This is a genomic window from Pseudomonas sp. MF09156 (assembly GCF_059862305.1).
The window spans coordinates 91,840-107,735 of the sequence record NZ_JCBCUR010000007.1; the positions used below are offsets into that span (position 1 = coordinate 91,840).

Genomic DNA, 15,896 nt, shown 5'->3' on the forward strand with positions numbered 1-15,896 from the left:
CGTTTGGCTGGGCGGTAGATAAGTAGCGGTACGCCGCCCTGGACGCTCTGCGTCCGTTCGGATCAGGCGTTGACCGGGCGGCTAACCAACCGCTCCAAGGCCTCACCCAACCCCGCTGCCTTGTCACCGATCAACAGGTGCCAGACCCCACTTTCAAGCCGGCTCACGCCCTGGCAACCCAGTGCGGTCAACTGAGCTTCGGACAACACCGAATCATCCCCCAGTTCCACCCGCAACCGCGTCATCGCCACCGCTTCCAGCTGGCGTACATTCGCCCGGCCGCCCAAGGCGCCCAGCCATTGTTCGGCCTCCTGCACATTCACCATGACTGGCTTATCCACAGGCACAACCGCCACGGGCGCCGATGCAACAAACGACGGCATGGCCAGGCGAATCTCATCGGCAATGCTGTCGGCCATCGGCCCCACCACCACCTGTAAGCTGCCGCCATTGCCCGGGCGCACCACGGCCATCGCTCCCAGGGCCTTGAGTTCGGCGTCCATGGCCTTGTTGCGGTCCACCATGTCCAGGCGCAGGCGGGTGGTGCAGGCGCCGACGCTGAGCAGGTTGTCGGCACCGCCCAGGGCGCGGATATAGGCACTGGCCCGCTGGTGATCACTCATCGCTTCGGCCTGTGCCACCTGGCTATCTTCACGGCCCGGGGTCTTCAGGTTGAAGCGACGGATGCAGTAGTTGAACACGCTGTAGTAGATCACCGCGTAAGCCAGGCCCACCGGCAACACCAGCCAGCCATTGGTGGACTTGCCCCAGCCCAGGACCATGTCGATGAACCCTCCGGAGAAGGTAAAGCCCAGGTGAATATCCAGCAGGTTGGTGACCGCCATCGACAGGCCGGTGAGCAGCGCATGCAGCAGGTACAGGAACGGCGCGAGGAACATGAAGGCGAATTCGATCGGCTCGGTGACCCCGGTCAGGAACGACGTCAGGGCCATCGACAGGAAGATCCCGCCCATGATTTTGCGCCGCTGCGGCAGGGCGTTGCGGTACATCGCCAGGCACGCTGCGGGCAGGCCGAACAGCATCACCGGGAACATGCCGGTCATGAACTGGCCGCCTTTGGGGTCGCCGGCAAAATAGCGGGTCAGGTCGCCGGTGACCACCGCGCCGGTGGCCGGGTCGGTGAAGCTGCCGAACACAAACCAGGCCATGTTGTTGAGGATATGGTGTAGCCCGGTGACGATCAGCAAGCGGTTGAACACGCCGAACACAAAGGCGCCCAGGCTGCCGCTTTCCATCAGCAGCACGCCGAAGCTATTGATGCCGTGCTGCACCGGCGGCCAGATCAACCCGAAGATCACCCCCAGGCCCACCGCCGAAAACCCGGTGACAATCGGCACAAAGCGTCGCCCGCCAAAGAACGCCAGGTACTCCGGCAGCTTGATGTCCTTGAAGCGGTTATACAGCGCCCCGGCCATCAGCCCGCTGACGATCCCGGCGAGCATGCCCATGTTGATGGTGCTGTCCATCACCTTGAGGGTGGAGACCATCACCAGGTAGCCAATGGCCCCGGCCAGCCCGGCCGTGCCGTTGTTGTCGCGGGCAAAACCCACGGCGATGCCGATGGCGAAGATCAGCGCGAGGTTGGCGAAGATCGCTTGCCCGGCGTCGTGCATCACCGCGATGTTCAGCAGGTCGGTATCACCCAGGCGCAGCAGCAGGCCGGCAATCGGCAGGATGGCGATGGGCAGCATCAGCGCACGGCCCAGGCGTTGCAGGCCTTCAATAAACAGTTGGTACATGGCGAGTCTCCTTTTTCTTGTTGTTGTCAGCTCAACGGCCAGTGGTGTTGACAGGCTTGGCGTACGGCCCTGGCGCTGCTCAGGTCGAGCAGGCCCTGGCTCAGTTGCCGGCATTGCGCGGCGTCCAGGTGGCGCACGCGGTCTTTGATTTCGGCAATTTGCGGCGGGCTGACAGACAGCTCGCGCACCCCCAGGCCCACCAGCACCGGGGTGGCCAGCGGGTCAGAGGCGAGGGCGCCGCACACCCCGACCCAGCGCCCGTGTTTCGCCGCGCCAATGCAGGTCTGGGCGATCAGGCGCAGCAGCGCCGGGTGCAGGGCGTCGACCCGCGCGGCCAGGCCGGCGTGGTCGCGGTCCATGGCCAGGGTGTACTGGGACAGGTCATTGGTGCCGATCGACAAAAAGTCCGCATGTTCGGCCAGTTGCTCGGCCATCAACGCGGCGGCCGGCACTTCGATCATCACCCCCAGTTCCGGGCGCTGGGTCAGTTCCAGCTCGGCGCACAGCTGATCGAGGCGCTGGCGGATGTGCAGCAATTCGTCGACTTCACTGACCATCGGCAACAGGATCCGGCAGCGCTGCAGCGGGCAGACCTGCAGCAGGGCGCGCAGTTGCTGGTCGAGCAACTCCGGGCGTACCTGGGCCATGCGAATACCGCGCAGGCCCAGCACCGGGTTGGCCTCGGCGGGCAAGGGCAGGTAGTCGAGCTGCTTGTCGCCGCCCACGTCGATGGTGCGGATGATCACGGATTTGTCGCCCATGGCATCCAGCACCGCCTGATAGGCCTGGCGTTGTTCTTGCTCGTCGGGTGCGGTGCGACGGTCGACAAACAGAAACTCGGTACGCAACAGCCCCACGCCATCGGCGCCGTTTGCCAAGGCAATCTGCGCCTCGCTGCTGGAGGCGACATTGGCGGCCACTTCAATGCCCACGCCATCCAGGGTGCCGGCCGCTGCCTGGGCCTGGGCCTGTTGCTGCTGGCGCCGCTGCTGTTGCGCCTCGCGAATCTGGTGGACCTGGGCGTGGCGGGCATCGTCCGGGGTGAGTTCCAGGCGCCCATTGCCGGCGTCCAGCACTACCCGTTGGCCTTGCGGCACCTCCAGCACTGCACTGCCCAGGGCGACCACGCATGGCATGCCTTTGCCCCGGGCCAGGATCGCCACGTGGGAGGTGGCGCCGCCTTCGGCCATGCAGATGCCGGCAGCATTTTGCGCGCTCAGTTGCAGCAGGTCCGAGGGCGTCAATTCATGGGCGACGACAATCGCCCCGGCAGGCATTTGGAACTGCCAGGCCTCACCCAGCAGGGCGCGTAGCACCCGTTGCTGCAAGTCCCGCAGGTCGTTGGCGCGTTCGGCAAACAACGGCTTGCCCAAGCCCAGCAACACCGCGCATTGGGCCTGGATCGCATCGCGCCAGGCATGGGTGGCGGCGCTGCCGTGCTCGATGGCGGCGGTGGCGGCCTCCAACAGGGTCGGGTCTTCCAGCAGGGCCAGGTGGGCGGCGAAGATCTCTTCTTCCTCGACGGCCTTGCGCTGGCGGGCGTGCTCCAGGGTGTTGCGGATTTCCCCGCGTACCTGCTCCAGGGCGCTGTCCAGGTGCTGCAATTGTTCTTCGCGCATGTGGTTGCCCGGGTCTTGCGGCAACTCGATGGTGTGCAGCCGCAACAGCGGCCCGCAGACCAGGCCGGGTGCGGCACACACACCCTGCAATACGCCCGCTTCGGTGTTGAGCGGGCGCGCAGTCACGATCACTGGGGCCTGCTCGTGTTCGTGGGTGGTGACCGATAGGGCTGCGACCAATGCCTGTAACGCCGCGTCGCAATCCTTGCCCAGGCAGGTGACCTGTACCTCGTCCTGCTCACCAATACCCAGCCCCATCAACCCGATCAGGCTGTCGCACGAAGCTGACTTGCCGGCGAAATGCAGCTGCGACTGGCTGCTGAAACCCTGGGCGGTCTTGCGAACCAGGGCTGCGGGACGCGCATGCAGGCCGCCGCGATGGGTAATGCGCACGCTGGCGCTGGCATGTGCCTGGGAGTTGTCGGACACAGACTGCACGGCGGCAGGCTGGCGCGCGACGATGCGCAGCAGGGCTTCGCCGACCTTGACCGTATTGACGGCCACCGGGCGCAACTCGAACTGCTCGCCGTTGGTGAGGATGATCAGGCTGACCAGGCTTTTGCACTGGCGGGCGATGCGGTCCAGGTCAAAACGCACCAGGGGCTGCCCGTTGCTGACCCGCGCGCCTTGCTTGACCAGCAGGGCAAAGCCTTCGCCATTCAATTGGACGGTATCGATGCCCACATGCAGCAGCACCTCGGCGCCATTGTCGGCGCGGATCGTCAGGGCGTGGCCGGTACGGGCAACGTGGATCACCACGCCCGCGCACGGCGCATGCAGGCAGTCGTTGAGGGGGTCGATGGCAATCCCGTCGCCCATGGCGCCACTGGCGAACACGTCGTCAGGCACGTTGCCCAGGGTCAGCACCGGCCCACTGAGGGGGGCGCTGAGGGTGAGGTCATTATTATTGTCGGGCATGGGCACGGTACTCATCAGGAAACGACAGAAACCAACTCAGTGGGTGCGGGTGACTTTGCTCAGGTGGCGGGGTTGATCCGGGTCCATGCCCCGGGCCTGGGCCAGGCCTGCAGCCATCACATAGAAACTCTGGATTGCCAGGATCGGGTCCAGTGCCGGGTGCTCGGCGCGGCTGAGGGTCAGGTCGCGTTCGGCAATATCGTCAGGCGCGGCCAGCAGCACTCGGGCCCCGCGTTGGCGCATTTCCGTGGCCAGGGTCAGCAGGCCCGGCTGTTCGGCGCCGCGCGGGGCAAACACCAGCAGCGGGTAGTTGTCGTCGATCAGCGCCATCGGCCCGTGGCGCACTTCGGCGCTGCTGAAGGCTTCGGCCTGGATCGCCGAGGTTTCCTTGAGCTTGAGTGCGGCTTCCTGGGCGATGGCAAACCCGGCGCCACGGCCGATGACCATCAGGCGCTGGCAATCGCGCAGGGCGTCGATGGCCAGGCTCCAGTCCTGGGTCGCCGCTTCGCGCAGGCCGGCAGGCAGGGCGTGGCAGGCTTCGAGCAGGCCGTCTTCCTGGTTCCAGTGGCCGACCAACTGGGCGCTGGCGCTCAAGGTGGCGATAAAACTCTTGGTCGCGGCCACGCTGCGTTCGGGGCCGGCGCACAGCGGCACATGGAATTCGCAGGCGGCTTCCAGGGGCGAATCTTCGGCATTGACCATCGACACGCTCAGCGCCCCGCGCTTGCGCAGCAGGCGCAGGCTGTTAACCAGGTCCGGGCTCTGCCCCGACTGGGAGAAGCCGAAGGCCGCCTGGCCGCTGACTTTCAGCGGCGCCTGCGCCAGGGTCACCACCGACATAGGCAGCGACGCCACGGGCACGCCCACGTGCTGCATGGTCAGGTAGGCGAAGTAGCTGGCGGCGTGGTCCGAACTGCCACGGGCGACGGTCATCGCCACTTGCGGCGGCTGGCGGCGCAGGCGGCCGGCGACCTCGGCCAGCAGCGGGTCGAGGCATTGCAGTTGGGCCGCGACGGCCTCACAGGAGGACAGGGCCTCTTCAAGCATTTTTGAAGTCAATGGTTTCTCCTTCGACCATTACGTCGGTGAGGTGCAGGGAGCGGTCCAGGCGCACGCAGTCGGCAAAGCTGCCCGGTTGCAGGCGGCCGCGTTGTTCCAGGCCCAGGTAATCCGCAGGAAATTGCGACAGACGCTGTGAGGCTTCGCTGATGGGCAGGCCGATCTTCACCAGGTTGCGCAGCGCCTGATCCATGGTCAGGGTGCTGCCGGCCAGGGTGCCGTCGGCCAGGCGTACGCCGCCCAGGCATTTGGTCACGGTGTGGCTGCCCAGCTTGTATTCGCCGTCGGGCATGCCTGCCGCGGCGGTGGAGTCGGTGACGCAGTACAGGCAGGGAATCGAACGCAGGGCCACGCGCATGGCACCTGGGTGCACGTGCAGCAGGTCCGGGATCAGCTCGGCGTATTGCGCGTGGGCCAGGGCGGCGCCGACGATGCCCGGCTCGCGGTGATGCAGCGGGCTCATGGCGTTGTACAGGTGGGTGAAGCTGGTGGCGCCGGCCGCCAGCGCAGCGACGCCTTCTTCATAGCTGCCCAGGGTATGGCCGATCTGCATGCGCACGCCGCGCTGGCTGAGGGCACGGATCAAAGCGTCATGCCCGGCGATTTCCGGGGCAATGGTAATCACCCGGATCGGTGCCAGGCGCAGGTACTCCTCGACCTCGGCCATCAATGCCGTGTGGGCGAAGTTGGGCTGTGCGCCGAGTTTTCCTGGGTTGATGTAGGGGCCTTCCAGATGCACGCCCAGCACCCGGGCGCTGCCGGCCGGGCGCCGTTCGCAGAACTGGCCGAGTTCGCCGAGTACCCGGGAGATTTCCTCGACCGGCGCAGTCATGGTAGTGGCCAGCAGCGAGGTGGTGCCGAAGCGCACATGGGTGCGGGTGATGGTCTCGAAGGCGCTGCTGCCTTCCATGATGTCCTTGCCGCCGCCGCCGTGCACATGCAGGTCGATAAAACCCGGCAGCAGGTAGGGCAGGTCATTGTCGGCCGGGTCGCAAGGCACGCCTTCGACGGCGCCGACCTTGCCTTCGTGGTGCACCAGGCGGCCGCGAATCCAGCCGTGGGGCGTGAGGATATTGTCTTCGGACATGGCAGTTCTCTAGGGCCGCAGTTCAGCGGAAAAATCGTACCTACGCAGCTCTGCGACAAAGTCGTAGTAGTCGTTGCGGCAGTAGGTGTCGGTGATCTCGATTGGCGTGTTGTCGGCGGTGTAGCCGACCCGAGTCATCAGCAGCATGGCGGTGCCGGGGGCGATGCCCACCAGGGCGGCGAACTCGTCCGAGGCGTTGATGGCCTGGATATGCTGCAGGGCTCGCACCACCGGTTTGCCGATGCCTTCCAAGTATTCGTAGAGCGAACTGCCGATGGCCTGGGGGTTGGGAATGATCGAGGCGGGCAGGGCGCTCATTTCGATGGCCATCACGGTGTCATCCGCCTTGCGCAGGCGTTTGAGCCGCGCCACTTTGTCGGTGGGCGACAGGCACAGGCGGATCAGCTCTTCATGGGTCGGCGGGGTGATTTCGCGCACCAGCCATTGCGAACTGGGGGCAAACCCCTTGAGCCGCAACATCTCGCTGAACCCCGAGAGGCGCGACAGCGGCTGTTCCAGGCGTGGCGTGATAAACGTGCCAGAGCCCTGGCTGCGGCGGATCAGGCCTTGGGCGAACAACACTTCCAGGGCTTTGCGGGCGGTTACCCGGGAGATGCTCAACTGTTCGCTGAGTACGCGCTCGGAGGGCAAGGCCTGCTCGGATTTCCACTGGCCGGCATGGATAGCCGCTTCGAGATTGCGGGCCAGTTGCAGGTACAGCGGCGTGGATTGCCGATCGTCAGGACGCAGGGTCTGGATGGGATTCATCTGTAGGGTTTCCGATGCGTTATTGGAGTGTTGTCGCCCGGTAATGGCCGGAAATTAATACCACTTAAATACCATGTCAATGCCGCCAAAAGCGGGCACATGCCTGTTTACAGGCACCCTAAAGGTGCCTGGTATCAAGTGGTATTAGAGAGGTCTTTATCGCGCGCAGAAAGACGCAGCCCCTGTCGGTGAAATGGTATTCATCGACAGGGGCTGTAGGAGAGGTAGATTTTTTTTGAATTATTTTACCAACGGTCGAGGTTACGGACGGATCTCGATCATCGTGCCGTCCTTGACCAGGTTCCACACTTCGCGCATGTCGACATTGCGCATGCCGATGCAGCCGTCGGTCCAGTCCAGGGTGTGGAACCACTGTTCCGGGTATTCCTCACTGTCAGGCGTGCCGTGGATCATGATCATGCTGCCGGGCTTGACCCCTTCGCGGCGGGCGCGGGCGGCATCGCTGATATTGGGGTAGGAGATATGCATCGACAGGTTGAAGCGGTCGCTGGTCTTGCGCCAGTCGATCCAGTAGAAGCCTTCTGGCGTGCGGCGGTCGCCTTCGATCAGCTTGTGGCCCTTGGGGTTCTTGCCCAGGGAAATGCGGTAGGTCTTCAGCGGTTTGCCATCGTTGATCAGTTGCAACTGGTGCGCGGACTTGAGTACCAGGATCTTCTCGACGGGTTTACCGCCCAGGGTTTGCAGGGTGGTGGCGCACGACAGCGTGGCGAACGACAGGCAGAGCAGAGCAAGCAACCAACGCATTGAAGCGATATCCCTTTGAAGGTGACCTTCGATTGTTATCGTGCAGGCTGAGTCAAGGGTGGCACCGATTCGCTGCGCACGGGAAACACCTGTTGCCGACGGTCGGCAAAAAAGCATTCTAAGGTACGCCTGACCGTGCGGAAAGCCAGCTCGGACCAAGGGATGTCCGCTTCATCGAACAGTCGGACTTCCAGGCTCTCGGGGCCGGCGGCAAAGTCCAGGTCGACCAGTTCGGCGCGGTAGAAGATATGCACCTGGCTGATGTGCGGTACGTCGATCAGCGTGTAGATACTCAGGTTGCGCACCCTGGCGCAGGCTTCCTCCAGGGTTTCGCGCAGGGCGCCCTGTTCGACGGTCTCGCCGTTTTCCATAAAGCCTGCAGGCAGGGTCCAGTAGCCCAGGCGCGGCTCGATGGCGCGCCGGCACAGCAGCACCTGATTGCCCCAGACGGGCAGGGTGCCGGCGACGATATTGGGATTCTGATAGTGAATGGTCTGACAGTGGTCGCACACATAACGCAGGCGTGTATCGCCTTCGGGAATGCGCTGGGTGACCGGTTTACCGCACTGGCTGCAGAAGTTCATGCTTGGGTTCCTGGGGACTGCGCCTATCTTGGCGTGCAGGGCAGTGGCCTGCAAGTTGTCGTTTAGCGACACCGCCGGGGTTTTGGGGTTGGGCACCCGTACGCTTTGGTGCATGATGCAAGGTAGCCAACAGATCGAGATGACTCATGCTGGACGAGCTACTTCGCCGGGTAAGCAATCACACGCCACGCACGCTGGAAACTGACGGACGTTTCCCCGAGGCCGCGGTGCTGGTGCCGATTACCCGCAGTGACGAACCCGAGCTGATCCTGACCCTGCGTGCCAGCGGCCTGTCGACCCATGGCGGCGAAGTGGCGTTCCCGGGTGGGCGCCGCGACCCCGAAGACCCCGACCTGGTGTTCACCGCGTTGCGCGAGGCCGAAGAAGAAATCGGCCTGCCGCCGGGCCTGGTGGAAGTGATCGGGCCCTTGAGCCCCCTGATCTCCCTGCACGGCATCCGCGTGACCCCCTATGTGGGGGTGATCCCCGATTACGTCGAGTACCTGGCCAACGACGCCGAAATTGCCGCCGTGTTCAGCGTGCCCCTGGAGTTTTTCCGCCAGGACCCGCGCGAGCACACCCATCGCATCGATTACCAGGGCCGCAGTTGGTATGTGCCCAGCTATCGGTTTGGTGAATACAAGATCTGGGGCCTGACGGCGATCATGATCGTCGAATTGATCAACCTGCTCTATGACGATGCCGACATCAGCCTGCATCGCCCGCCAAAAAGCTTTATCAATACTTAAGCCATCGTTTGAATGGCAAGCCGTGAGGGAAGACCATGAAATACCGCCTGGGCGATGCCCGTGTCGAGACCCATCCACACAGCTGGGTGGCTCCCAATGCCACGCTGGTAGGCAAGGTCAAGCTCGAGGAGGGCGCCAACGTCTGGTTCAACGCGGTGTTGCGTGGCGACAACGAGCTGATCCTGATCGGCAAGAACAGCAACGTGCAGGACGGCAGCGTGATGCACACCGACATGGGCTACCCGCTGACCCTGGGCACCGGTGTGACGGTTGGGCATAACGCCATGCTGCATGGCTGCACCGTCGGCGACTACAGCCTGATTGGCATCAATGCGGTGATCCTCAACGGCGCCAAGATTGGCCGGCACTGCATCATCGGCGCCAATTCGTTGATCGGCGAGGGCAAGGAAATCCCCGATGGCTCGCTGGTAATGGGCTCGCCTGGCAAGGTGGTACGGGAGTTGACCGAGCAGCAGAAGAGGATGCTCGAAGCCAGCGCTGCGCACTATGTGCACAACTCTCAGCGCTATGCCCGTGACCTGGTCGAGCAGCCGGAATGAACCCGGTTGAACGCCCCGTCGCCTCGCCCTGCGTGAGTATTTGTGCCCTGGATGACGACGATATCTGCACCGGTTGCCAGCGCAATGTCGACGAAATCACCCGTTGGAGCCGCATGGACAACGCCGAGCGCCGGGTGGTGCTGGGGCTGTGTCATGAGCGGGCGAAGGCCAGTGGGGTGTTGTGGATGATTCCCGGAAAGTCTGACGCCTGAGCCACCGCTATCGCAGGCAAGCCAGCTCCCACATTGGAATGCATTTCAACAGGTGGGAGCGGGCTTGCCCGCGATGAGGCCCGCCCAGACGACATATTTCTAAATGTGCAGTACCCTGTGCCCCTTGCCCACAGGTCCCTCGCCCCATGCTCTTCCTGATCGCCTATATCAGCAGCGTCGTGCTGATCAACTTCGCCTTTTCCACCGCCCCGCACCTGGATGTCATCTGGTCCGCCTGGGGTGGCCTGGTGTTTATCCTGCGGGACATGGTGCAAACGCGCTTCGGCCACGGGGCGATCATCGCCATGCTCGCGGCGCTGGTGCTGTCCTATATCACCTCCGACCCGTCCATCGCCCTGGCCAGCGCCACGGCGTTCGCGGTGTCCGAGTGCATCGACTGGCTGGTCTTCAGCATCACCAAGCGCCCGTTGCACGACCGGCTGTGGATAAGTTCGGCACTGAGCATTCCCCTCGATACCTTTATCTTTTTTGGCCTGATCGGCGCGTTGACGCCCGCTGTGGTCGGCACCGCCCTGGCCTCGAAATTTGCCGGGGTCACCGTGGTGTGGCTGGCCATGGCCTGGCGTTTGCGGCGCCAGCGTGTCGCTAACTGAGGCCAATGCCCGCCGTTCATGTAAAATGCCGGCCTTTCTCCCCCTGATCCGCTCCCCTGAGGACCTGAGATGACCCGAATCGGAACTCCATTGTCGCCAACCGCGACCCGCGTATTGATGTGTGGCTGCGGTGAGCTGGGCAAGGAAGTGGTAATCGAACTGCAACGCCTGGGCGTTGAAGTGATTGCCGTGGATCGCTACGCCAACGCGCCGGCCATGCAGGTGGCGCATCGCAGCCACGTGATCAACATGCTCGACGGCGCGGCCCTGCGTGCGGTGATCGAGGCGGAAAAACCGCACTTCATCGTCCCGGAAATCGAAGCCATCGCCACCGGCACCCTGGTGGAGCTGGAAGCTGAAGGCTTTACCGTGATCCCCACCGCCCGCGCGGCGCTGTTGACCATGAACCGTGAAGGCATCCGCCGCCTGGCCGCTGAAGAGCTGGACCTGCCGACTTCGCCGTACCACTTCGCCGACACCGTGGAAGACTATCGCAAGGCCGTCGAAGACCTGGGCTTCCCGTGCGTGGTCAAGCCGGTGATGAGTTCGTCGGGCAAGGGCCAAAGCCTGTTGCGCAGCGTCGATGATGTGCAGAAAGCCTGGGACTACGCCCAGGAAGGCGGCCGCGCCGGCAAGGGCCGGGTGATCATCGAAGGGTTTATCGACTTTGATTACGAAATCACCCTGCTGACCGTGCGTCACGTGGGTGGCACCACCTTCTGCGCGCCTGTGGGCCATCGTCAGGAGAAGGGTGACTATCAGGAGTCGTGGCAGCCCCAGGCCATGAGCCCGGCGGCCCTGGCTGAATCCGAGCGCGTCGCCAAAGCCGTGACCGAGGCCCTGGGTGGCCGTGGCCTGTTTGGTGTCGAGCTGTTTATCAAGGGCGACCAGGTGTGGTTCAGCGAAGTCTCGCCGCGCCCCCACGACACTGGCCTGGTGACCTTGATTTCCCAGGACTTGTCGCAGTTTGCCCTGCATGCGCGGGCGATCCTGGGCTTGCCGATTCCGTTGATCCGCCAGTTCGGGCCTTCGGCTTCGGCGGTGATCCTGGTGGAAGGGCAGTCGACCCAGACAGCGTTCGCCAACCTCGGCGCGGCCCTGAGCGAGCCGGACACGGCATTGCGTCTGTTCGGCAAGCCAGAAGTGAATGGCCAGCGCCGCATGGGCGTGGCGCTGGCGCGGGATGAGTCTATCGAGGCTGCCCGGGCCAAGGCGACCCGTGCTTCCCAGGCGGTGGTTGTAGAGCTGTAAAAGCATCGCGGGCAAGCCCGCTCCCACATTGGAATGCATTGCACATGTGGGAGCGGGCTTGCCCGCGATAGCGGTCTATCAGGCGACCTTGTTCAAATCGTTATCCCGCGTCTCTTTCAGGCACAGCACCGCAATCAAACTGAGCAACGCTGCCGCCGACACATACCCGCCGACATAACTCAGCCCACCCATCGCCACCAGTTTGGTCGCGAAAAACGGTGCGGCCGAAGCGCCAACGATCCCGCCCAGGTTATACGCCGCCGACGCCCCGGTATAACGCACGCGTGTCGGAAACAGTTCCGGCAACAGCGCCCCCATCGGCGCAAAGGTCACGCCCATCAGGAACAGTTCCAGGCACAGGAACAGCGCCACCGCCCAGGTCGAGCCATGGGTCAGCAACGGTTCCATGGTGAACCCTGAAAGAATCGCCAGCACCGCACCGACGATCAGCACCGGTTTGCGCCCATAACGGTCGCTGGCCAGGGCTGCCAGTGGGGTGGCCGCGCCCATGAACAGCACGGCAAAGCACAACAGTGCGAGGAAGGTTTCGCGGCTGTAGCCCAGGGTGCTCACGCCGTAACTCAGGGAAAACGCCGTGGTGATATAGAACAGCGCATAGCACACCACCATCGCCGCCGCGCCCAGCAGCACCTGCAACCAATGCTGGCTGAACAGCTCGACCAGCGGCACTTTCACCGGTTTTTCCTTGGCCACGGCGTTGGCGAACACTGGGGTTTCGTGCAGTTTGAGGCGCGCATACAGGCCCACCATCACCAGCGCGGCGCTGAGCAGGAACGGAATGCGCCAGCCCCAGCTGCGAAATTGCTCATCGTCCAGGTTCATCGCCAGGATCAGGAACAGCCCGTTGGCCGCCAAAAAGCCAATGGAAGGCCCCAGTTGCGGGAACATGCCGAACCAGGCGCGCTTGCCCTTGGGCGCGTTCTCGGTGGCCAGCAGTGCGGCACCGCCCCATTCCCCACCCAGGCCAAGGCCCTGGCCGAAACGCAGCACGCACAGCAGGATCGGTGCCCAGGCGCCGATGCTGTCGTAACCCGGCAACAGGCCGATCAGGGTGGTACACACGCCCATCAGCAGCAATGAGGCGACCAGCGTCGACTTGCGCCCGATCCGGTCACCGAAATGGCCGAACAGCGCCGAGCCCAGGGGGCGGGCGATGAACGCGATACCGAAGGTCAGGAACGCCGCCAGCATCTGCGCGGTGCCGGAGCTCTGCGGGAAGAACACCGGGCCGATCACCAGCGCGGCGGCCGTGGCGTAGATATAGAAGTCGTAGAACTCGATGGCGGTGCCGATGATGCTCGCGGTCGCGACGCGGCTGGTCGAGTTGGTCGGGGCGGCGGGAGCGGCCTCGTTATAGGTGGTGCTCATTGAGGTATCCCTGATGGTCATTGCGCCTTTGGCGCGGATTCTTATTGGTCTTGCACCCATGGATCAGGGCAGTGCGCGGAGTCGGCTCGGGATGGGAGCGAGTACCGGTCAGACACGATGACGCGGTGCCTGGACACGCTCAGTGCGGGTAGCACGCGGTCGGGCGGGGCTTGGGTAAGCGGGGTTGATTATAGGAAGGGGTTTGCGCTGCAAACAAGGGCTGGAGCGCGGTCTTTGGGGCTGGAAAGATCAAATGTGGGCTCGCCCGCGATCCTGGCGCGATGGTGTATCAGTGACACTGAGGTGATGCTATCGCGGGCAAGCCCGCTCCCACACAAGCCTGCTCTCGGATTTAGGTAGCAATCGGCGCTGAGCCGATATGCCAGATCAACACCTTGCTCACCCGGTTGTCTTCAGTTTCGAGGATTTCCAGGCGATAACGGCCGATCTTCACGCACACCGCGCAATCGGGAATGGTCTCCAGCGCTTCGGTCACCAGGCCGTTGAGGGTCTTGGGGCCGTCGCTGGGCAGGTGCCAGCCCAGGCACTTGTTCAGCTCGCGGATCGATACGGCGCCGTCAATCACATAGCGGCCGTCAGGTTGGGGCTGGATCAGCGGGTTGTCCAGGCTCTGCTCGCTTTCGAATTCGCCGACGATTTCTTCCAGGATATCTTCCAGGGTGACGATGCCCAGCACTTCGCCGTACTCGTCCACCACCATGCCCAGGCGGCGTTGTTGTTTGTGGAAATTCAGCAGTTGCAGTTGCAGCGGCGTGCTTTCCGGGACGAAGTACGGCTCGTGGCAGGCCGCGAGCAGGGCGTCCTTGGTCAGGCTGGCGTCGGGCAGCAGGTGCTGGATCTGCCGGGTGTTGAGCACCGCCTCGACCTGGTTGATATCACTGTGGAACACCGGCAGCCGCGTGCGCTGGGAGGTGCGCAGTTGTTCGATGATCTCTTCGATAGGGTCGTCGAGGTTGATGCCATCCACTTCGCTGCGCGGCACCAGGATGTCATTGACGGTGATGTTGTCCAGGGCGTGGATGCCCGGCATGCCTGACGTCGGGTCATCGTTCGCGTCTGACGCTTGCTCGTCGGACGGGTCGCTCTGTGGCTCGTCGCTTTTCTTGACGATCCCGGACTTGCGTGCGAAAGGGCGCAACAACAGCAGGCTGAGGCCATTGAGCACCCAGGCCAAGGGGTAGAGGATCTTCAGCGGCACGCCCAGCAGCGTATTGCCAAACCCCAGCACCGCCTGCGGGTAGCGGGTGGCGAGGGTGCGCGGCAGGTAATCGGCCAGCACCAGCAGCAGCCCGCTGGAGATCACCCAGCCGAGCCAGGGACCGTTTTCGGCCCAGGCATGAAGCGCCAGCAGGGTGCAGAGAATCACTACCACCGCGCGGCATAAGGTATTGCACAGGATCAGGCTATTGCGCGGGAAGCTGAGGCGGGCGGCGGCCTTGTCGCCCTGGCGTGTACCGGGGCGCAGGGCCAGCAAATGGTGCTGGGCGGCTTCGATGGCGGTAAACAGCGCTGACCACAAGACCAGCAGCGCGACTACGGCGAGCATCGGCTCCAGGGGCAAATTGTCCATAATCGCTGCCCGTCAGATATGCAGGATGAATTCGCGAACCAGCTTGCTGCCGAAATACGCCAGCATCAGCAGGCAGAAACCGGCCAGGGTCCAGCGGATTGCCTTGTGCCCACGCCAACCCAGGCGATTGCGGCCCCACAGCAGTACGCTGAACACCACCCAGGCCAGGCATGCCAGCAGGGTCTTGTGCACCAGGTGCTGGGCGAACAGGTTCTCGACGAACAGCCAACCGGAAATCAGCGACAGCGACAGCAGCGTCCAGCCGGCCCAGAGAAAGCCGAACAGCAGGCTTTCCATGGTCTGCAGCGGCGGGAAGTTCTTGATCAGCCCGGAAGGGTGCTTGTGCTTGAGCTGGTGGTCCTGCAAGAGCAGCAGCAATGCCTGGAACACGGCGATGGTAAACATGCCGTAGGCCAGGATCGACAACAGGATGTGCGCGAGGATGCCCGGCTCTTCATCAATTACCTGCACCGTGCCGGTGGGGGCGAATTGCGCCAGCAGCACCGTCAGCATGCCCAGGGGAAAGAGCAGCAACAGCAGGTTTTCCACCGGGATCCGCGCGCAGGCCAGCAGCGTCAACGCGATGACCGCGGCGGCAATCAGGCTGGCGGCGCTGAAAAAATCCAGGCCCAGGCCCACTGGCGTCATCAGGTGGGTGAACAGGCTGGCAGCGTGGGCCACCAGGGCGAGCACGCCGAGGCCGGCCAGCAGGCGTTTGTCCGCCCTGGCGCGTTGGGCCAGGCGGGTGCCCTGATAGAGGGTCGCAGCGGCATACAAGAGTGCGGCGGCGAGACTGGGTAGCAAACTGGGTGACAAAGGGAGCATAAATCCTGTTAGGCAAGCCCGAAAGCCGATGAGTTTGGCACACACCTGCGTTCCACGAAAGACCACTGGGCCAGACAGCGGGTGTGCATGGCGGCAGTCTTCGCTATAATCCGCGACCTGCCCACGCCGCAGGCTCGCCGAGCGC

15 protein-coding genes are annotated in these 15,896 nt (G+C 63.8%); 5 read left to right on the forward strand and 10 right to left on the reverse strand.

The genetic code is table 11. The annotated features are described in order from the left end of the window. Nucleotides 1–62: 62 nt before the first annotated feature. The 7 genes from nagE to AC19YY_RS17480 all read right to left on the reverse strand — a co-directional run bounded on the left by nagE (nucleotide 63) and on the right by AC19YY_RS17480 (nucleotide 8,560). Complete coding sequence (nagE, locus tag AC19YY_RS17450; RefSeq protein WP_169956653.1) at nucleotides 63–1,760, reverse strand: N-acetylglucosamine-specific PTS transporter subunit IIBC; 1,698 nt, start codon at nucleotides 1,758–1,760, stop codon at nucleotides 63–65. A 26-nt stretch (nucleotides 1,761–1,786) separates the two neighbouring features. Next, entirely contained in the window at nucleotides 1,787–4,297 is a 2,511-nt protein-coding gene (ptsP, locus tag AC19YY_RS17455; protein ID WP_500604592.1) for a phosphoenolpyruvate--protein phosphotransferase, read from the reverse strand. A gap of 36 nt (nucleotides 4,298–4,333) precedes the next feature. Beyond that, nucleotides 4,334–5,356, reverse strand: a complete 1,023-nt coding sequence (locus AC19YY_RS17460) for an SIS domain-containing protein (RefSeq protein ID WP_169956649.1) — start codon at nucleotides 5,354–5,356, stop codon at nucleotides 4,334–4,336. After that, nucleotides 5,337–6,443, reverse strand: a complete 1,107-nt coding sequence (nagA, locus tag AC19YY_RS17465) for an N-acetylglucosamine-6-phosphate deacetylase (RefSeq protein WP_169956647.1) — start codon at nucleotides 6,441–6,443, stop codon at nucleotides 5,337–5,339. The genes AC19YY_RS17460 and nagA overlap by 20 nt, the downstream gene beginning before the upstream one ends. Before the next feature lie 9 nt (nucleotides 6,444–6,452). Further along, nucleotides 6,453–7,211 (reverse strand): GntR family transcriptional regulator, encoded by a 759-nt coding sequence (locus tag AC19YY_RS17470; protein WP_169956645.1) that lies wholly within the window; start codon nucleotides 7,209–7,211, stop codon nucleotides 6,453–6,455. Nucleotides 7,212–7,472: 261 nt separating this feature from the next. Beyond that, nucleotides 7,473–7,976 carry a L,D-transpeptidase family protein gene (locus tag AC19YY_RS17475; RefSeq protein ID WP_169956643.1) on the reverse strand — a complete coding sequence of 168 codons (504 nt, stop codon included), beginning with the start codon at nucleotides 7,974–7,976 and terminating at the stop codon, nucleotides 7,473–7,475. Nucleotides 7,977–8,011: 35 nt separating this feature from the next. After that, nucleotides 8,012–8,560, reverse strand: coding sequence for an NUDIX hydrolase (locus AC19YY_RS17480; RefSeq protein ID WP_500604593.1), 549 nt, complete (start codon nucleotides 8,558–8,560; stop codon nucleotides 8,012–8,014). A gap of 146 nt (nucleotides 8,561–8,706) precedes the next feature. Here AC19YY_RS17480 and AC19YY_RS17485 point away from each other — a divergent pair, with 146 nt between their 5' ends. The 5 genes from AC19YY_RS17485 (at nucleotide 8,707) to purT (ending at nucleotide 11,946) form a co-directional block, all read left to right on the forward strand. Then, a complete protein-coding gene (locus tag AC19YY_RS17485) occupies nucleotides 8,707–9,309 on the forward strand; it encodes a CoA pyrophosphatase (RefSeq protein ID WP_029296164.1) in 603 nt (200 codons plus the stop codon). A 35-nt stretch (nucleotides 9,310–9,344) separates the two neighbouring features. Then, the gene (locus tag AC19YY_RS17490; protein WP_070994759.1) at nucleotides 9,345–9,869 is read left to right on the forward strand and encodes a gamma carbonic anhydrase family protein; all 525 of its coding nucleotides are present in this window, start codon (nucleotides 9,345–9,347) and stop codon (nucleotides 9,867–9,869) included. Further along, complete coding sequence (locus AC19YY_RS17495; RefSeq protein ID WP_133715832.1) at nucleotides 9,866–10,081, forward strand: DUF1289 domain-containing protein; 216 nt, start codon at nucleotides 9,866–9,868, stop codon at nucleotides 10,079–10,081. Before AC19YY_RS17490 ends, AC19YY_RS17495 begins: the two co-directional genes overlap by 4 nt. 146 nt (nucleotides 10,082–10,227) lie before the next feature. Next, a complete protein-coding gene (locus AC19YY_RS17500; protein ID WP_029296170.1) occupies nucleotides 10,228–10,695 on the forward strand; it encodes a VUT family protein in 468 nt (155 codons plus the stop codon). A 69-nt stretch (nucleotides 10,696–10,764) separates the two neighbouring features. After that, nucleotides 10,765–11,946, forward strand: a complete 1,182-nt coding sequence (gene purT, locus AC19YY_RS17505) for a formate-dependent phosphoribosylglycinamide formyltransferase (protein ID WP_076962107.1) — start codon at nucleotides 10,765–10,767, stop codon at nucleotides 11,944–11,946. Between the two features lie 78 nt (nucleotides 11,947–12,024). Here the strand turns inward: purT and AC19YY_RS17510 are convergent, their stop codons facing one another. The 3 genes from AC19YY_RS17510 to AC19YY_RS17520 form a co-directional block, all read right to left on the reverse strand. Further along, nucleotides 12,025–13,335, reverse strand: coding sequence for an MFS transporter (locus AC19YY_RS17510; protein WP_169878379.1), 1,311 nt, complete (start codon nucleotides 13,333–13,335; stop codon nucleotides 12,025–12,027). Nucleotides 13,336–13,687: 352 nt separating this feature from the next. After that, entirely contained in the window at nucleotides 13,688–14,926 is a 1,239-nt protein-coding gene (locus tag AC19YY_RS17515) for a transporter associated domain-containing protein (RefSeq protein ID WP_169956633.1), read from the reverse strand. A gap of 12 nt (nucleotides 14,927–14,938) precedes the next feature. Then, nucleotides 14,939–15,751 carry a cytochrome C assembly family protein gene (locus AC19YY_RS17520; RefSeq protein WP_407073441.1) on the reverse strand — a complete coding sequence of 271 codons (813 nt, stop codon included), beginning with the start codon at nucleotides 15,749–15,751 and terminating at the stop codon, nucleotides 14,939–14,941. Between the last annotated feature and the right edge of the window lie 145 nt (nucleotides 15,752–15,896).

Coding starts and splice junctions, on each gene's coding strand:
- nagE (WP_169956653.1), bottom strand. CDS start 1,760: ATGTACCAACTGTTTATTGAAGGCCTGCAACGCCTGGGCCGTGCGCTG.
- ptsP (WP_500604592.1), bottom strand. CDS start 4,297: ATGCCCGACAATAATAATGACCTCACCCTCAGCGCCCCCCTCAGTGGG.
- nagA (WP_169956647.1), bottom strand. CDS start 6,443: ATGTCCGAAGACAATATCCTCACGCCCCACGGCTGGATTCGCGGCCGC.
- AC19YY_RS17470 (WP_169956645.1), bottom strand. CDS start 7,211: ATGAATCCCATCCAGACCCTGCGTCCTGACGATCGGCAATCCACGCCG.
- AC19YY_RS17475 (WP_169956643.1), bottom strand. CDS start 7,976: ATGCGTTGGTTGCTTGCTCTGCTCTGCCTGTCGTTCGCCACGCTGTCG.
- AC19YY_RS17480 (WP_500604593.1), bottom strand. CDS start 8,560: ATGAACTTCTGCAGCCAGTGCGGTAAACCGGTCACCCAGCGCATTCCC.
- AC19YY_RS17485 (WP_029296164.1), top strand. CDS start 8,707: ATGCTGGACGAGCTACTTCGCCGGGTAAGCAATCACACGCCACGCACG.
- AC19YY_RS17490 (WP_070994759.1), top strand. CDS start 9,345: ATGAAATACCGCCTGGGCGATGCCCGTGTCGAGACCCATCCACACAGC.
- AC19YY_RS17495 (WP_133715832.1), top strand. CDS start 9,866: ATGAACCCGGTTGAACGCCCCGTCGCCTCGCCCTGCGTGAGTATTTGT.
- AC19YY_RS17500 (WP_029296170.1), top strand. CDS start 10,228: ATGCTCTTCCTGATCGCCTATATCAGCAGCGTCGTGCTGATCAACTTC.
- purT (WP_076962107.1), top strand. CDS start 10,765: ATGACCCGAATCGGAACTCCATTGTCGCCAACCGCGACCCGCGTATTG.
- AC19YY_RS17510 (WP_169878379.1), bottom strand. CDS start 13,335: ATGAGCACCACCTATAACGAGGCCGCTCCCGCCGCCCCGACCAACTCG.
- AC19YY_RS17515 (WP_169956633.1), bottom strand. CDS start 14,926: ATGGACAATTTGCCCCTGGAGCCGATGCTCGCCGTAGTCGCGCTGCTG.
- AC19YY_RS17520 (WP_407073441.1), bottom strand. CDS start 15,751: ATGCTCCCTTTGTCACCCAGTTTGCTACCCAGTCTCGCCGCCGCACTC.